This is a genomic window from Isoptericola aurantiacus (genome assembly GCF_044769875.1).
GTDB lineage: Bacteria > Actinomycetota > Actinomycetes > Actinomycetales > Cellulomonadaceae > Isoptericola > Isoptericola aurantiacus.
Window position 1 is genome coordinate 1,060,530 of record NZ_JBJBAE010000001.1, and the last position, 13,842, is coordinate 1,074,371.

At 74.1% G+C, this 13,842-nt stretch carries 16 protein-coding genes; 10 read left to right on the forward strand and 6 right to left on the reverse strand.

Features of this window, described 5'->3' with window-relative positions:
- Positions 1-59: 59 nt before the first annotated feature.
- From hpaD to ACIQLL_RS04885, 6 genes are all read left to right on the forward strand, one after another.
- Complete coding sequence (gene hpaD, locus ACIQLL_RS04860; RefSeq protein WP_402463909.1) at positions 60-1,055, forward strand: 3,4-dihydroxyphenylacetate 2,3-dioxygenase; 996 nt, start codon at positions 60-62, stop codon at positions 1,053-1,055.
- A gap of 104 nt (positions 1,056-1,159) precedes the next feature.
- A complete protein-coding gene (locus tag ACIQLL_RS04865) occupies positions 1,160-2,677 on the forward strand; it encodes a fumarylacetoacetate hydrolase family protein (protein ID WP_402463911.1) in 1,518 nt (505 codons plus the stop codon).
- A gap of 29 nt (positions 2,678-2,706) precedes the next feature.
- Positions 2,707-3,492, forward strand: coding sequence for a fumarylacetoacetate hydrolase family protein (locus ACIQLL_RS04870; RefSeq protein ID WP_402463913.1), 786 nt, complete (start codon positions 2,707-2,709; stop codon positions 3,490-3,492).
- Complete coding sequence (locus tag ACIQLL_RS04875; protein WP_402463915.1) at positions 3,477-4,280, forward strand: HpcH/HpaI aldolase family protein; 804 nt, start codon at positions 3,477-3,479, stop codon at positions 4,278-4,280. The genes ACIQLL_RS04870 and ACIQLL_RS04875 overlap by 16 nt, the downstream gene beginning before the upstream one ends.
- Positions 4,281-4,311: 31 nt before the next feature.
- A complete protein-coding gene (locus tag ACIQLL_RS04880; protein WP_402463917.1) occupies positions 4,312-4,578 on the forward strand; it encodes a hypothetical protein in 267 nt (88 codons plus the stop codon).
- A gap of 105 nt (positions 4,579-4,683) precedes the next feature.
- A complete protein-coding gene (locus tag ACIQLL_RS04885) occupies positions 4,684-5,172 on the forward strand; it encodes a DUF6328 family protein (RefSeq protein WP_402463919.1) in 489 nt (162 codons plus the stop codon).
- Here ACIQLL_RS04885 and ACIQLL_RS04890 read toward each other — a convergent pair.
- Positions 5,117-5,857, reverse strand: coding sequence for a DUF2306 domain-containing protein (locus tag ACIQLL_RS04890; RefSeq protein ID WP_402463921.1), 741 nt, complete (start codon positions 5,855-5,857; stop codon positions 5,117-5,119). The two genes, ACIQLL_RS04885 and ACIQLL_RS04890, sit on opposite strands and share 56 nt — an antisense overlap.
- 219 nt (positions 5,858-6,076) lie before the next feature.
- Here ACIQLL_RS04890 and ACIQLL_RS04895 point away from each other — a divergent pair, with 219 nt between their 5' ends.
- Positions 6,077-6,679, forward strand: a complete 603-nt coding sequence (locus ACIQLL_RS04895; RefSeq protein ID WP_402463923.1) for a hypothetical protein — start codon at positions 6,077-6,079, stop codon at positions 6,677-6,679.
- A 250-nt stretch (positions 6,680-6,929) separates the two neighbouring features.
- On the opposite strand, the gene ACIQLL_RS04900 is transcribed toward ACIQLL_RS04895, so the two are convergent.
- Entirely contained in the window at positions 6,930-7,859 is a 930-nt protein-coding gene (locus ACIQLL_RS04900; protein WP_402463925.1) for an SDR family oxidoreductase, read from the reverse strand.
- A gap of 110 nt (positions 7,860-7,969) precedes the next feature.
- On the opposite strand from ACIQLL_RS04900, the gene ACIQLL_RS04905 reads away from it, so the two are divergent.
- Positions 7,970-8,473 (forward strand): low molecular weight protein-tyrosine-phosphatase, encoded by a 504-nt coding sequence (locus ACIQLL_RS04905; RefSeq protein WP_402464624.1) that lies wholly within the window; start codon positions 7,970-7,972, stop codon positions 8,471-8,473.
- On the opposite strand, the gene ACIQLL_RS04910 is transcribed toward ACIQLL_RS04905, so the two are convergent.
- From ACIQLL_RS04910 to ACIQLL_RS04920, 3 genes are read right to left on the reverse strand one after another with little or no spacing between them, the layout of a single operon-like run.
- Positions 8,470-9,564, reverse strand: a complete 1,095-nt coding sequence (locus ACIQLL_RS04910) for an alpha/beta hydrolase (protein ID WP_402463927.1) — start codon at positions 9,562-9,564, stop codon at positions 8,470-8,472. The genes ACIQLL_RS04905 and ACIQLL_RS04910 overlap by 4 nt on opposite strands.
- Positions 9,565-9,608: 44 nt before the next feature.
- Complete coding sequence (locus tag ACIQLL_RS04915; RefSeq protein ID WP_402463929.1) at positions 9,609-10,430, reverse strand: Nif3-like dinuclear metal center hexameric protein; 822 nt, start codon at positions 10,428-10,430, stop codon at positions 9,609-9,611.
- Entirely contained in the window at positions 10,427-10,978 is a 552-nt protein-coding gene (locus ACIQLL_RS04920) for a DnaJ family domain-containing protein (RefSeq protein WP_402463931.1), read from the reverse strand. Before ACIQLL_RS04920 ends, ACIQLL_RS04915 begins: the two co-directional genes overlap by 4 nt.
- A 170-nt stretch (positions 10,979-11,148) precedes the next feature.
- Between ACIQLL_RS04920 and ACIQLL_RS04925 the strand changes: the two genes are divergently transcribed.
- Positions 11,149-12,318: a pyridoxal phosphate-dependent aminotransferase gene (locus ACIQLL_RS04925; RefSeq protein ID WP_402463933.1), complete on the forward strand. Its 1,170-nt coding sequence runs from the start codon at positions 11,149-11,151 to the stop codon at positions 12,316-12,318.
- A gap of 25 nt (positions 12,319-12,343) precedes the next feature.
- On the opposite strand, the gene ACIQLL_RS04930 is transcribed toward ACIQLL_RS04925, so the two are convergent.
- Positions 12,344-12,763, reverse strand: coding sequence for a CBU_0592 family membrane protein (locus tag ACIQLL_RS04930; protein WP_402463935.1), 420 nt, complete (start codon positions 12,761-12,763; stop codon positions 12,344-12,346).
- A gap of 141 nt (positions 12,764-12,904) precedes the next feature.
- On the opposite strand from ACIQLL_RS04930, the gene ACIQLL_RS04935 reads away from it, so the two are divergent.
- Positions 12,905-13,813, forward strand: coding sequence for a LysR family transcriptional regulator (locus ACIQLL_RS04935; RefSeq protein ID WP_402463937.1), 909 nt, complete (start codon positions 12,905-12,907; stop codon positions 13,811-13,813).
- The last annotated feature ends 29 nt before the right edge of the window (positions 13,814-13,842 follow it).

The window sequence follows — 13,842 nt, forward strand, 5'->3', positions numbered from 1 at the left end:
GTCACGCTGCTGCGCAGAGACCAGGCCCCGGCCGCCCGTACGAACCCCAGGAGCCGACGATGCTTCCGCAGACCAGCTTCACGCCACCGTTCACCATCACCCGTGCCAGCCACGTCGCGCTCGGCGTCACCGACCTCGAGGCCAGCCGCGACTTCTACCGCGACGTCATCGGGCTGGTGGTGACCTCCGAGACGGACGACACCGTCTACCTGCGGGGCCTGGAGGAGGACGCCCACCACTCCCTGGTGCTGGAGCGCCGCGCCGAGGCCAAGGCCCACCGCGTCGGGCTGCGGGTGCGCACCGACGCCGACGTCGTGGCCGCGGAGAACCACTTCAGGGCCGCCGGGATCGAGCACCGGCGGGTCGAGAAGGACCACCAGGGCCCGACGCTGCAGTTCCGCGACCCCGTGGGCACGCTGATGGAGATCACCTCCTCGATGGAGACCGTGCGGCGCAAGATGGCCGACTTCCACGACTTCCGAGCGGGTGCGCCGCAGCGCCTGGACCACTTCCAGGTCGTGACCTACGACGTCCAGGGCGCGACGGACTTCTGGGCCTCGCTCGGCATGCGGATGGCGGAGTACACCGCCAAGGACGGCACCGACGAGCTGTGGGGCACCTGGCTGGAGGTCAAGGGCAACACCCACGACCTGGTCTTCACCAACGGCCGCGGCCCGCGCCTGCACCACTTCGCCTACACCGTGCCGGACGCCACGGCGCTGATCCACGCGGCGGACGTGACCGGGTCGCGCGGGTTCGGGCAGGAGATCGACCGCGGGCCGGGCCGCCACGGGCTGTCGAACGCGCTCTTCCTGTACATCCGGGACCCCGACCAGCACCGCATCGAGCTGTTCACCACGCACTACCAGTTCATCGACCTGGAGTCCGAGCCGATCCGCTGGGACGTGTCCGACCCGCGCCGCGCCCAGCAGTGGGGCATGCCGGCCTCGAACCGGTGGTTCTTCGAGGCCAGCGAGTTCCCGGGCGAGGAGGTCCGTGAACCCCTGCTCACCGCGACGCCCGAGACGCTCGAGCAGTATCTCGGCCTGCACTGATGCGGCCTGCGGGCGCACCCGCGCGGCGTGACGACGCGCGGAATCGTATACGATCCAGGAGCCGAGGGCGGCGGACCGACCGCCTCGGCGGGAGCGAGGAGCAGATGGCGACCGACCCGACCACCGGCCCGTCCACGGGCGTCCTGCCGCGGCGCCCCGGGAAGATCGTCGCGGTGCACCTGAGCTACACCTCCCGGGCCGACGAGCGCGGCCGGCGACCGGACCACCCGACGTACTTCCTCAAGCCCTCCAGCTCCGTCGGCGTGCCGGGCGGCACCGTCGAACGGCCCGCGGGCACCGAGCTGCTGGCGTTCGAGGGCGAGATCGCCCTCGTCATCGGCGCCCCGGCGCGGCGGGTCTCCCTCGAGGACGCCTGGGAGCACGTCGCCCACGTCACCGCGGCCGACGACCTCGGGCTCTACGACCTGCGGACCGCGGACAAGGGGTCCAACCTGCGCTCCAAGGGCGCCGACGGCTTCACCCCGTTGGGGCCGCGGCTCCTGGACGCCCGCACGATCGACCCCGCCGGCCTCCGGCTGCGGACCTGGGTCAACGGCGAGCTCGTCCAGGACGACACCTCGGCGCAGATGCTGTTCCCGCTGGCGCAGATCGTCGCGGACCTCTCCCAGCACCTCACGCTCGAGCCGGGCGACGTCGTGCTCACCGGCACCCCCACCGGGTCGAGCGTCGTCGTGCCCGGCGACGTCGTCGAGGTCGAGGTCGACGCGCCGGGATCGCCCGGCGCGCCGTCGACGGGCCGGCTGGCCACCACCGTCACCCAGGGCGAGGTGCCGTTCGACGCGGCCCTCGGGGCCGTGCCCGCGGTCGACGCCACCCAGCGTGCCGAGGCCTGGGGCGCGCGCGGCGAGCCCGGTGCGACGCCGTCCGCCGACGTGCCGACGTCGGGCCCGCCGTCGGGGACCGCGCTCACCGCGGCGCTGCGCGACAAGCTGCTCCGGGCCCCCGTCGCGGCGCTCTCGGCCCAGCTGCGGGCCCGCGGGATGAACGACACGACCGTCGACGGCGTCGCGGCGCTGCACCCCGACCGGAAGATGGTCGGGACCGCGCGCACCCTGCGGTTCGTGCCCCACCGCCCCGACCTCTTCCGCGCCCACGGGGGCGGCTACAACGCCCAGAAGCGGGTCTTCGACGCCGTGGGGCCCGACGAGGTGATCGTCATCGAGGCCCGCGGCGAGGCCGGTTCCGGGACGCTCGGGGACATCCTGGCCCTGCGCGCCCAGGCCCGTGGTGCGGCCGGCATCGTCACCGACGGGGGCGTGCGCGACGTCGTCGCCGTCACCGAGGTCGGCATCCCCGTCTACTGCGCCGGCGCGCACCCGGCCGTGCTCGGCCGCAAGCACGTGCCGTGGGAGGGCGACGTGACGGTGGCCTGCGGCGGCACCACGGTCCAGCCGGGCGACGTCCTCGTCGGCGACGCCGACGGCGTGCTCGTCATCCCGCCGGCGATCGTCGAGGAGGTCGCCGACGCGGCGCTGGCCAAGGAGGACGAGGACGCCTGGGTCGCCGACCAGGTCGCCGCCGGGCACCCGATCGAGGGACTGTTCCCGCCCACGGGTGCCTGGCGCGAGCAGTTCGAGCAGTGGCGCGACGCGCGCGCCTGACGACCGACCACCGACACCCAGGAGCACCGATGCTTCCACCCGAGACCATCGAGGCCATCGCCGCCGAGCTCGCCGACGCCCATCGCGACCGCGCCGTCGTCCCGCGGATCACCGCACGGCACCCGGAGGCCACCGTCGAGGACTCCTACGCCGTCCAGAACGTGTGGCGCGACCGGATGCTGGCCGAGGGGCGCCGCCTCGTCGGCCGCAAGATCGGCCTCACCTCCCGGGCCATGCAGGCTGCCACGGGCATCACCGAGCCCGACTACGGCGTCATGTTCGACGACACCGTGGTCGGCACCGGCGCCGTGCTCCCCCACGCCGAGTTCTCCAACGTGCGGATCGAGGTCGAGCTCGCGTTCGTGCTCGGTGAGCGGCTGGAGGGCCCGCACTGCACCCTGTTCGACGTGCTGCGCGCCACCGAGTACGTCACCCCGGCGCTCGAGGTGCTGAACTCCCACATCGAGCTCGAGGGGCGCACGATCGTCGACACCATCGCCGACAACGCCGCCTACGGCGCCATGGTGATCGGCGGCAACCCCACGCCGCCCCACGCGGTGGACCTGCGATGGGTCTCCGCCCTGCTCTACCGCAACGAGACCGTCGAGGAGACCGGCGTCGCCGCCGGCGTCCTCAACCACCCTGCGACCGGCGTGGCCTGGCTCGCGAACAAGCTCCACCAGCACGGCGACCGCCTCGAGGCCGGGGAGATCATCCTGGCCGGGTCGTTCACCCGGCCGATGTGGGTCTCGCCCGGTGACACCGTGCTGTGCGACTACGGACCGATGGGAACCCTGACATGCCGCTTCGACTGAGGCCCACGCTGCGTGACGACCTCGCTGCCGCCGACCGCCCGCTGGCCGGGATGTGGGTGTGCAGCGGCAGCCCGCTGGTCGCCGAGATCTGCGCCGACGCCGGTCTCGACTGGTTGCTGATCGACATGGAGCACGCCCCCAACGGCCTGGCCTCCGTGCTGGCCCAGCTCCAGGCCGTCGCGGCCTACCCGGTCACCCCGGTGGTGCGCGTGCCGAGCAACGACGCCGTGACGATCAAGCAGGTGCTCGACCTCGGCGCGCAGAACGTCCTGGTGCCCATGGTGAGCTCGGTCGAGGAGGCGCGGGCCGCCGTCGCCGCCGTCCGCTACCCCCCGGGCGGGCGACGCGGCATCGGGTCGGCGCTGGCCCGGTCCGGACGCTGGAACCGGATCGACGGCTACCTGGCGGACGGCGACCGGCACGTGGCGCTGTTCGTGCAGATCGAGGACGCCGCGGCCGTGGGGTCCGCCGCCGAGATCGCCGCCGTCGACGGCGTGGACGGCGTGTTCGTGGGACCGTCGGACCTGTCCGCGTCGATGGGCCTGATCGGGCAGCAGAGCCACCCGGACGTCGTGGCCGCGGTGCGGCGCACGTTCGACGCCGTGCGGGGGGCGGGCAAGCCCGTCGGGGTCAACGCGTTCGACCCGGCCGTCGCTGACGGGTACCTGGCCGCCGGGGCGTCGTTCGTCCTGGTGGGGGCCGACGTCGCCCTCCTCGCGCGGGGGGCCGAGGCGCTCGCGGAGCGGTTCGCCCGGCCCGCACCGCGGGTCGACGGCGCCGGAGGCTGACCGGGCCGGCGCGGCCCTCTAGGCTCGGGGCATGGACGACGCAGCCTCCCCGGCTCCCCCGAACCTGACCCGCGGATTCCTCAAGATCGCCCTCGTCGAGGGTGTCGTGCTGATCGCCGGAGTGGTCCTGCTGGTCCTGGACGTCATCCCGACGGCGGTGTTCGTCGGCATCGTGCTCGCCTGCGGGATCGGCGCAGGTCTCGCGTTCATGCTGCTGGTCCGCCGTGCGCAGGCAGCCACGGGGTCGACGCCGCCGAACGGGTCCACGATCGACCCCGACGCGCCCTTCACCGACTGACGTCCGGCAGGACCACGGTCGGCGTTGCCGGCGGGACCACCGTCCACGATGCTGGGCGGCGGGACCCGGGACCGCCGTCGTGGGTCGCGAGTGCGAGGAGGTCGGATGACCGAGGACACCGGGCCGTCGTCCGGCCGGACGGGCCGCACGGAGACGCCCGAGGAGCGCTCGGACCGCAACTGGAACGAGCTGCTCCAGGAGCTGCGCGTGCTGCAGACGGGGGTGCAGATCCTCACCGGATTCCTGCTGATCCTGCCGTTCCAGTCCCGGTTCGCGGACCTGGACACCTTCCAGCGCGACGTGTACCTGGTGGACGTGCTGGTCTGCCTGGTGACGTCCGGCCTGTTCATCGCGCCGGTGGCGATCCACCGCGGCCTGTTCCGCCGCAGCCTCAAGGCGGAGGTCGTCACGCTCGGCGACCGGCTCACCCGGGCGGGCCTGCTCCTGCTCGCGGTGGCGTTGTCCGCCACCGCGCTGCTGGTGTTCGACGTGGTGCTGGGCCGCGCCCAGGGCCTGGTGGTCGGGGGCGCGGTGGCGGTCATGCTGCTGGGGCTGTGGGCGGTGCTTCCCGTGGTGGTCCGACGGCGGGGGTGACGGCGACCGCACCGGCGCGGCGCCGCACGATCCACTCGGCCACGAGGAGGTTCGGCACCCAGGACAGGAACGGCACGACGGCGTAGGCGCGGTCGAACGCGACCTGCGCGTCGAGGGCCTCGCCGGCGACGAGTGCCTGCCCACCGATGAGCAGCCCCAGCCAGAGGCGGAGGGTCACCCCGGCGAACGTGAGCGCGAAGGCGCGGACCATCCATGCCCGGTGCCGCGCGACGTCGTGCGCGCGGATCGCTCGCAGACCCTGCCAGGTGGTGACGAGCCACAGGACGGCGAGCAGGCCGAAGCCGAGCAGCCCGACCAGGCCGGCCTGGTTGACGGGTGCGAGGACCAGCCCGGCGAGACCGGCGATCGTGATCGCGCCGACGACCACCCGGCCGCTGCGCCGGTGCAGTCCGGGGTGCCGGTGACGCAGGCGGGGCCAGAGCTGCCAGGGGCTGAGCAGGAGCGCCAGTCCGCCGGCGGCGACGTGGGTGGAGAAGGCGACCTGGACGGCCGGGGTGCGGTCCGCGTAGTGGCGCGCCAGCCCGGTGTCGTCGGCGGCCAGCTGGTCGAGGGTGCCGGTCAGGTACGGCGTGACGGCGAGTGCCACGACCACGACCGACGACACGGTCAGGGCGACGATGCCGAGGGTGCTGCCACGGGTGCGCGCGGGGGCCGGGACACTCATGGGTCCATCCAGGCATCTGGTGAGGGCGGGCGTCATCGGGGACGTCCCGGGGAACGTCCCTGGCCGGGCCCCGGGAGGTCCCTCGGGGGACATCGGCTCCGCGGGCGCGGGATCGTTGCACGATCGTTGCCGCTGATCAGGGAGCACCCTGGCGGGAAGCGCTTGCCGTCCGCTACTTTCGAGCCTGTGGAACGCGACGATGCGACAGTCCGACGGTTCGTGCGAGCGATCGCAGCGGTGGGTGCGGCGACGCTGCTCCTCGCGGGTTGCGCGGGCGCCGACGAGCCGGGTGCTGCGGCGGAGTCCACCGAGACGGCGGCCGGCGCCGCGGACGCGGTGGAGAGCAGCTGCCCGGGCGGCGTGACCCTCGCCTGGCAGGGGGAACCCGAGACGCAGGATCTGTTCACCGCGGCGAAGGTCGCCAAGGTCGGTGCCGGTGGGACCGCGACGACGGTGGACGAGTGGGACCGGGGTGAGAAGGTCGGCGCGAAGCCGGCGTCCGGGTCGAGCGACGACCAGAAGAAGATGGTGACCGACGCCGTTACCGGAGGTCTGGTCGGGGTGACCCCGGCGCCGAAGCTCGCCGACGTCGGCGAGCTGCTCGACGGTCGTGACCAGGGCAAGTACGTGCTGTACGCCTACGCCCGGCACTCGAGCCAGGACGCCACGGTCTCCTGCGCCGACGGCAGCGACTCGGTGGAGGTCGCCGTCACCAGCTTCAAGACGCTCGAGACGGGTGTCGCCAACTGCCAGGACACCCCTGACCCGGTCGCGGAGTTCGCCGCCGCCGACGCCATCGGCAACTACTGCGACCGCGGCTGAGCGGCTGACCGCGACCTCGCGGGGCCGTCGCGTGGCTGCCGCGCAGCGTCCCGAGCCCGGGCGCGAGGAGACCCGCGGGCCGGAGTGATCTCCTGCCGCGCTGGACGACGGCGCGGCTCCCGCGGGTCCCGGTGGTCGCGGTCCTCAGACCGCGGCCACCTCACAGGTCCGACAAGTCTTCACTTCTCGGATCACCTCCTTTCGTGGACGGTGCCGACGCTACGCCCGTCAGCGCCGGCTGCCCAGGGAATTACGGCTCCGGTGCCGCGTCGGTGCCGGAGCGCAGGTGCTCCCACTCGGCCGGGTAGTCGTCGAGCCACTGCGCGAACGACCGGGCGGGCCTGCCGACGAGGCGTTCGACGTCGTGGGAGACGGTGGCGACCTGGCCCGCGGCGATCGCCTCGTACGAGGACACCCACCCGGCCAGCTCGACGGCAGAGGCGCCGTAGCCGGCACGGGAGGCGTAGGCCTCGGGGACCGACTCCGGCTCGTAGCGGATGTTCCGTCCCGCGACCCGGGTCAGCAGTCCTGCGACCTCGGCGAGGGTGAGCGCCTCCGGACCGGTCACGTCGTAGACGACGTTGTCGTGGCGGGCGGGATCCTCGTCCAGCAGCACCGCGGTCGCGACGTCGGCGACGTCGTCGTGGGAGACGGAGGCGACGCGCCCGGTGCCCGCCGGTCCGCGGATCACGCCGTCGGCCCCGACGAACGAGGCGAGCGCCTGGTGGTAGAGGCTGTCCCGCAGCACCGTCCACCGCACCCCGGAGCGCCGCAGGTGCTCCTCGGTGTGGAAGTGGTCCCGGGCGAACGTGAAGACGGCGTCCGGTGCCGCACCCTGGAACGAGACGTACACGATCCGCTCGACGCCGGCCGCGACCGCCGCGTCGATGGCCGCGACGTGCTCCGTCACCCGGTCCGCTGACTCGCGGGCACTGACCAGGAAAGCGGTGCGGGTGCCCTCGAACGCGGCCCGCATCCCCGCGTGGTCGGCGTACCCGTCCGCCACGGCGACCTCGCACTCCGGCAGCGGCCGGCCGTCGTCGAGGCGGGGGGCGCGGGCGGCGTCCCGCACCACGAGCCGCTGGTGGGCACCCTCGGCGGCGAGGCGCAGTGCCAGCCGCGAGCCCAGGCGACCGGAGGCGCCGGTCACGGCGATGAGACCGTCGGCGGACCACGTCATGGCGTCACGCTACGCGCCGGGCCGCCCCGTCGCCCGGGATGCGCCGGGCTCGGACGCCATCGCACAGGCTCTGCCACGATGGTCCGGTGAGCTCACCGATCTTCCGCGTCATGACCGTCTGCACCGGCAACATCTGCCGCTCCCCCATGGCCGAGGTCGTGCTCCGCGACCGGTTCGAGGCGGCGGGGCTGGCCGACCAGGTCGAGGTCGACTCCACCGGGGTCAGCGACGAGGAGCACGGCAACCCCGTCGATCCTCGGGCGCGCCGTGTGCTCGCCGCGCACGGGTACCCCGTCGGTGACGGCCACCGGGCGCGCCAGGTCCGGGCCGACCAGCTCGGTGAGCGGGACCTCGTGCTGGCCATGACGGCTCGCCACGCCCAGTCGCTGCGCCGGCTGGCGGACGGTACAGAAGTCGATGTCCGGATGTACAGGTCCTTCGATCCGACCGCGCCGCAGGTCCCGCCGGGTGGCGACGAGTCGGTGCTCGACGTCGAGGACCCCTGGTACGGCGACCAGGGCGGCTTCGAGACGACGATGGCGGAGGTCGAGGCCGCGGCGGACGGCATCCTCGAGCACGTCCGCGCGGCACTGGCCGAGCGGTCCTCCCGCTAGGCCCCGAACCGCCGCCCGAACCACCGCCGCCAGCCCTGCTGGTCCGGTTCCGCCTCGACCGCAGGTGCCGGCGGCCGCGGCGGGACGTAGGCGCGGAACCACCGTTCCGTCTCCCGGGCGACGACGTCGCGCACCGGCAGCGCCGAGAGCGTCACGTCGTGCAGGGCTCCCTCGATCCGCGCGACCGTCACCAGTCGTCCCAGCTGGGTCGTGCGCCGGGCCACCCCCTCGACGTCGAGGACCGCGTCGGTGCGCAGCATCTCCTCGCTCCAGCGCACCGGCGGCGTCGACCGGGTCGAGAGCAGCACCAGCACCGGCACCTCGATGCTCAGCCCGCGTGCGACCCGCTCGTGGCCCGTGAAGATCGCGGACAGCCACGCCGGCGTGGCCCGGAACCCCTCGTCGGGGCGCCACACCGGGTCGATGTCCCACTCGCCGTCGTACCGGGACGACACCGAGCGCACGTAGTAGCCGAGGTCGACGTTGACGAGGTGGCTGCGCGGCGCCAGCGCCGCGTGCGCGCGCACGCTGGGCTCGAGGACACGCCGTCCGACCTTGCGGGTCTGGAACTCCAGCCACGGGCTGTTGAGGATCAGGGCGTCCGCGCGGCCGGGTCGGTGGTGGGCCCACAGGCTGAGGACCAACCCGCCGGTCGAGTGCCCCAGGAGCACGAGGCGCCGGTCGGTGGCGACGCCGGCGCCGTGGCCGATCACGGCCAGCGCCGCCTCGATCTCCTCGTCGTAGGTGCGCAGCCGCGTGACGAAGCCCGGGGTCTGGTGCGGGCGCAGGCTGCGGCCGTACTTGCGCAGATCGAGCGCGTGGAAGCGGACGCCCATCCCCTCCCAGAAGTCGGCGACGTGCGTCTGGAAGAAGTAGTCCGTCCAGCCGTGGACGTACAGCAGGTCGATGCCGGCGTCGTCCGCGGGCGCGTGGGGCCGCACGCGCCGCACCAGGGTCGCGACCACCTCTCCCTCGAAGTCCGGGTGCAGCGGAAGGGTCAGGCGCTCGTAGCCCGCCAGCACGTCCGTCACCCAGCCGGCACGACCCGTCGACGCGGGCGCCGGCAGGGGGTCGGGGGCGGTGGTGGACATGCGGGCAACCTAGGCCGACCGGAGCGCCGACGCGAGCGGATGCGTCAGACGGCGGTGAGCAGGTCCGGCGTCGACAGGAACGTCACGGGGACCTCCGGCGCGACGTCGCGCAGCTCCTCGGCGAAGAAGGACATGCCGGCCTGCTCGCTCGGCACGTGGCCCACCACGACGAGGCCCGTGCCGTCGAGCCGCGCCAGGTCGGTCGCGTAGGACGCGGTCTCCCACTCGTGCGCCTCCCCCACCACGACGGCGTCGACGTCGGCGGCGCGCAGCAGCGACCGGTTGCGGGCGAACCCGCGGAACCCCAGGTCGAGCCCGACGCGGCGCACCGGGCGGGTGGCGTCCCCGACGAACCGCGTCTGGTCGGAGCCGAGCGCGGCGGCGAGCTGCCGGGCCAGGGCGGGGACCGTCGTCGGGCGCACGTCGCAGACGGCGGTGCCGGCAGCGGCGGCCTCCGGGTCGAGCGTCCACCCGAGGGCCCGGGCCGTGCCCTCGTCGACGCCGTCGGGGCGGCGGTCGTGCCACGCGTCGTGCAGGCGCCAGACGACCAGGTCGTGCTCGGCGACGTATGCGGCCTTGGCCGCGTGCACCGGGTCGTGCTCGGCGACCAGGTCCGCGGTCGCCTCCCCCCGGTGGTCGTAGAACAGCGGCTCGTGCGTCACGACGACGTTCGCGCCGATCGCGACCGCGCGTTCCAGCACGGCGGAGGTCGCCAGGGTCGTCACGGCGACCCCCCGCACGACGGCGGACGGGTCGCCCGTCTCGATACCGTCCACGGTCCCGGGCCGGGCCGGCACGCCCAGCCACGCCGCCGTGCGCGCGACCAGCTCGGCGACGGTGCCGTCCCCGTCGGTCGGCGCCGTCACGGCCGGGCCCGGCGCCGGTGCCAGCGGGCGACGTCGTCCTCGACGTCGCGGGTCGGCGTCACGACGGGCGGTCCGCCGGTGAGCTGCCGACGGGCATCGATCACGCGGGCGTTGAAGTCGGCGAGGATCTCGCGGACCCGGCGCTCGTCGTGCTCCCGGTCGAGCGTGTCGTCCATCGCGGCGGCGTCGGCGCGGAGCTGGGCCGCGGGCAGCACCCCGGTGATGTGGTCCCGCTGGACGAGGCTCTTGAGCCACCAGTCCGGGTCGTGCGTGCCGCCGATGCCGGGCAGCGGCTTGCCCTGCAGCGGCAGGTCGTCGAACTCCCCCCGGCGGATCGCCTGGTCCACCACGGTGTCGACCCACAGGGCGCGGTCGTCCATGCGCCGCCGGGGTGTCGCCTCGTCCTGCGGGGCGTCGGGGCCGTCGTCGTCCCCACCGACGGCGTCGCGCTCGCGGAGGTCGTGGGCCGTCTCGCGGTCCACGCGGTACTGCGCGGCGTGGCGTGCGGGGTCACGTTCCGGTCCGCGCTCGCGGTGGTCGGCGTCCATGGGGCCACGCTATCGAGCGCGGGTACCGCCGTCACCCGCGCCGCGGCCGGTCATCGGGCCTCGGCGACGAGGAACAGGAAAGCCGTCGTCGTGGTCGGGACGCATGCGTCGTCCTCCCCCGGCCGTCGTCGTGCCGCCCGGGTGCGCCGCGATCCCGGCATGATGGGCGTATGAAGGTCTCGCGCCGCAGCCAGGTCCCGCCGTTCGCCGTGATGGAGGTGCTCGCCGCGGCCAACGCGCGCCGCGCCGTCGGGCACGACGTGCTGAGCCTCTGCGCGGGCGAGCCGTCGACCGGCGCCGCCGACGTCGTGCGCGCCCGCGCCGCCGAGCTGCTGCGGACCGGGGACCTCGGCTACACCGAGGCGATGGGCGTGCCGGCGCTGCGGGCCGAGATCGCGGGCCACTACCGCCGTTGGTACGACGTCGAGGTCGACCCGTCGCGGGTCGCGGTCACGACGGGGTCCTCCGGCGGGTTCGTCCTGACGTTCCTGGCGGCGTTCGACGTCGGTGACCGGGTGGCGCTCGCGCGGCCGGGCTACCCGGCGTACAAGAACATCCTCGCGGCGCTGGGGTGCGAGGTCGTCGAGCTCGACTGCGGCCCCGCCACGCGCTACCAGCCGACGGTGTCGCAGCTCATGGAGGCGTACTACGGCGGCGGCCTGGACGGTGTGGTCGTGGCCTCGCCCGCGAACCCGACCGGGACGATGATCGCCCCGGCCGAGCTCGAGGCGCTCGCCGGGTGGTGCGCCGAGCACGAGGTCCGCCTCATCAGCGACGAGATCTACCACGGGATCGCCTACGGCGACGACGTCGCGCAGGTGACCGCCGCGACGCACGGCGACCAGGGCGCCGTCGTCGTCAACTCGTTCTCGAAGTACTGGGCGATGACGGGCTGGCGGCTGGGCTGGCTGGTGCTGCCCGACGAGCTCGTGGGTCCTGTGGACGCGCTGGCGGGGAACGTCGCGCTGTCTCCCCCGGCCCTGGCCCAGCACGCCGGCGTCGCGGCGTTCAGCGCGGAGGGGTACGCCGCCGCGGCGGCGAACGTCGCACGGTACGCCGACTCGCGCGCCGCGCTGCTGGACCGCGTGCCCGAGCTGGGCTGGCGGCCGGTGGCGCCGGCCGACGGCGCCTTCTACCTGTACGGCGACGTGTCGCGGTGCGGGATGGACTCCGTCACCTACTGCTCGCGCCTGCTGGCCGAGGCCGACGTCGCCATCACCCCGGGCACGGACTTCGACGCGGAGCGCGGGCGGGACTGGGTGCGGCTGTCGTTCGCCGCGGCCCCCGACGTCGTCGCCCGGGCCGTGGACCGGATCGTCGCCTGGCAGGCCACGCTCTGAGCGACGTCCGGCCGCGGCGGAGCCGTCAGCGGACGGCGGCGACGAGGCGGTGGGCGTGGGCGAAGGCCTCGCCGTCGTGCCGCTCGGTGGTGCGTTCGACGACGCGCTCGGCGTCGGTGAGGTCGAGCGGGCGGTCCACCAGCGGCATCTCGACGGTGGCGAGGTCCGCTGCCTGGGTCCGACGGCGGTCGTGGCGCGCCTTGACGATCACCAGGATCGCCTGGCCGCCGATGACCATCCAGGCGATGTTCGCCGCGACCGACGGCCACACGCCGTTCACGGCGGCGACGAGGAAGAGCATCGAGGTCGCGCAGAGGTTCGCGGCCTGGAACTGGATGGAGTTCGGGGCCCAGCGACCGCGGGAGACCTGGATGTACGCGACGAGGCCGATGATGGCGCCGACCCAACCAAGAGCAGTGACCACGGACAACAGGTAGGGCAACATACGAGCCTCCTCACGGGGGTGATGGGTGGGGTGTGCCGGTCCTCGGACCAGTGACTCCGGCCGGGCACGAGGACCATGGTGGATCATGACAGTGGTTCAGCACAATCGAACGCTGCTATGAGAGCCGGTTAGTATTGCTACATGGCTACCGACCCACGAAGGCTTGCCTTCCTCCTTGCCGTGCACCGCGCCGGGGGCGTGCTCGCGGCAGCAGATCTTCTCCGAGTCACCCCGTCGGCCGTGTCTCAGCAAATCGCCCGCCTGGAGGCCGAGGAGGGGTTCCCGGTCCTCGACCGCGGCCCGCGGGGCGTCACCCTCACCCCGGCGGGGCGGGTGCTCGCCGACGTGGCCGAGCGGATCGAGGCGGACCTGGTGGAGGCCCGCCAGGAGATCGCCAACCTCGGTGAGGGCGTCTCGGGCACCGTCCGGGTCGGGTCCTTCCAGTCGGCCATCCGCGCCGTCGTCGCCCCGCTGCTCGGCCCGCTGGCCGAGGAGCACCCGGGCCTGACCGTCGACGTGCGCGAGCACGAGCCGGCCGAGGCGGTCCGGATGCTGCGCGCCGGCGACCTCGACGCCGTCCTGCTGGAGCGCGACGTCGACGTCGACGCCCCGGCACCCCGCGGGCAGCACGACGTCCCCCTGCTCGACGAGCCCTGGCGCCTGCTCGTGCCGCACTCGCTGCCCACGCCCGAACGCCTCGACGACCTGCGGGACCTGCCCTGGATCGGCGCCCTGCGGGGCACCGCGTCGGACCGCGCGCTGCGCCGCCTCGGCCGCACCCTGGGCACCGAGCTGGCGATGCGCCACGCCTACTTCGACTTCGACACCGCCCTCGCGCTCGTCGCCGCCGGCCAGGGGGTCGCGATGCTGCCCGCGCTCGCCATCGAGCGCAGCACCGTGCCCGAGGGCGCGGAGGTCGTCGCGATGACGGGCCTGGGTTCACGACGGATCGTCGTGCGGCACCGTGCCACGCGGCACGAGCCCGGCCCGGCGGTACGCGCCGTCGTCGACTCGATGCTGGCGGTCACCCGCGACCTCGAGCTGAGCTGATCCGGCCACCGCCCACGCCCGTGGGTAAG

Excerpts from the sequence above, each read along its gene's own strand:
- ACIQLL_RS04930 (WP_402463935.1), bottom strand. The coding sequence starts at position 12,763 with ATGTTGCCCTACCTGTTGTCCGTGGTCACTGCTCTTGGTTGGGTCGGC.
- ACIQLL_RS04920 (WP_402463931.1), bottom strand. The coding sequence starts at position 10,978 with ATGGACGCCGACCACCGCGAGCGCGGACCGGAACGTGACCCCGCACGC.
- ACIQLL_RS04865 (WP_402463911.1), top strand. The coding sequence starts at position 1,160 with ATGGCGACCGACCCGACCACCGGCCCGTCCACGGGCGTCCTGCCGCGG.
- ACIQLL_RS04905 (WP_402464624.1), top strand. The coding sequence starts at position 7,970 with ATGACCGTCTGCACCGGCAACATCTGCCGCTCCCCCATGGCCGAGGTC.
- ACIQLL_RS04890 (WP_402463921.1), bottom strand. The coding sequence starts at position 5,857 with ATGAGTGTCCCGGCCCCCGCGCGCACCCGTGGCAGCACCCTCGGCATC.
- ACIQLL_RS04875 (WP_402463915.1), top strand. The coding sequence starts at position 3,477 with ATGCCGCTTCGACTGAGGCCCACGCTGCGTGACGACCTCGCTGCCGCC.
- ACIQLL_RS04925 (WP_402463933.1), top strand. The coding sequence starts at position 11,149 with ATGAAGGTCTCGCGCCGCAGCCAGGTCCCGCCGTTCGCCGTGATGGAG.
- ACIQLL_RS04935 (WP_402463937.1), top strand. The coding sequence starts at position 12,905 with ATGGCTACCGACCCACGAAGGCTTGCCTTCCTCCTTGCCGTGCACCGC.
- ACIQLL_RS04885 (WP_402463919.1), top strand. The coding sequence starts at position 4,684 with ATGACCGAGGACACCGGGCCGTCGTCCGGCCGGACGGGCCGCACGGAG.
- ACIQLL_RS04900 (WP_402463925.1), bottom strand. The coding sequence starts at position 7,859 with ATGACGTGGTCCGCCGACGGTCTCATCGCCGTGACCGGCGCCTCCGGT.
- ACIQLL_RS04910 (WP_402463927.1), bottom strand. The coding sequence starts at position 9,564 with ATGTCCACCACCGCCCCCGACCCCCTGCCGGCGCCCGCGTCGACGGGT.
- ACIQLL_RS04870 (WP_402463913.1), top strand. The coding sequence starts at position 2,707 with ATGCTTCCACCCGAGACCATCGAGGCCATCGCCGCCGAGCTCGCCGAC.
- hpaD (WP_402463909.1), top strand. The coding sequence starts at position 60 with ATGCTTCCGCAGACCAGCTTCACGCCACCGTTCACCATCACCCGTGCC.
- ACIQLL_RS04880 (WP_402463917.1), top strand. The coding sequence starts at position 4,312 with ATGGACGACGCAGCCTCCCCGGCTCCCCCGAACCTGACCCGCGGATTC.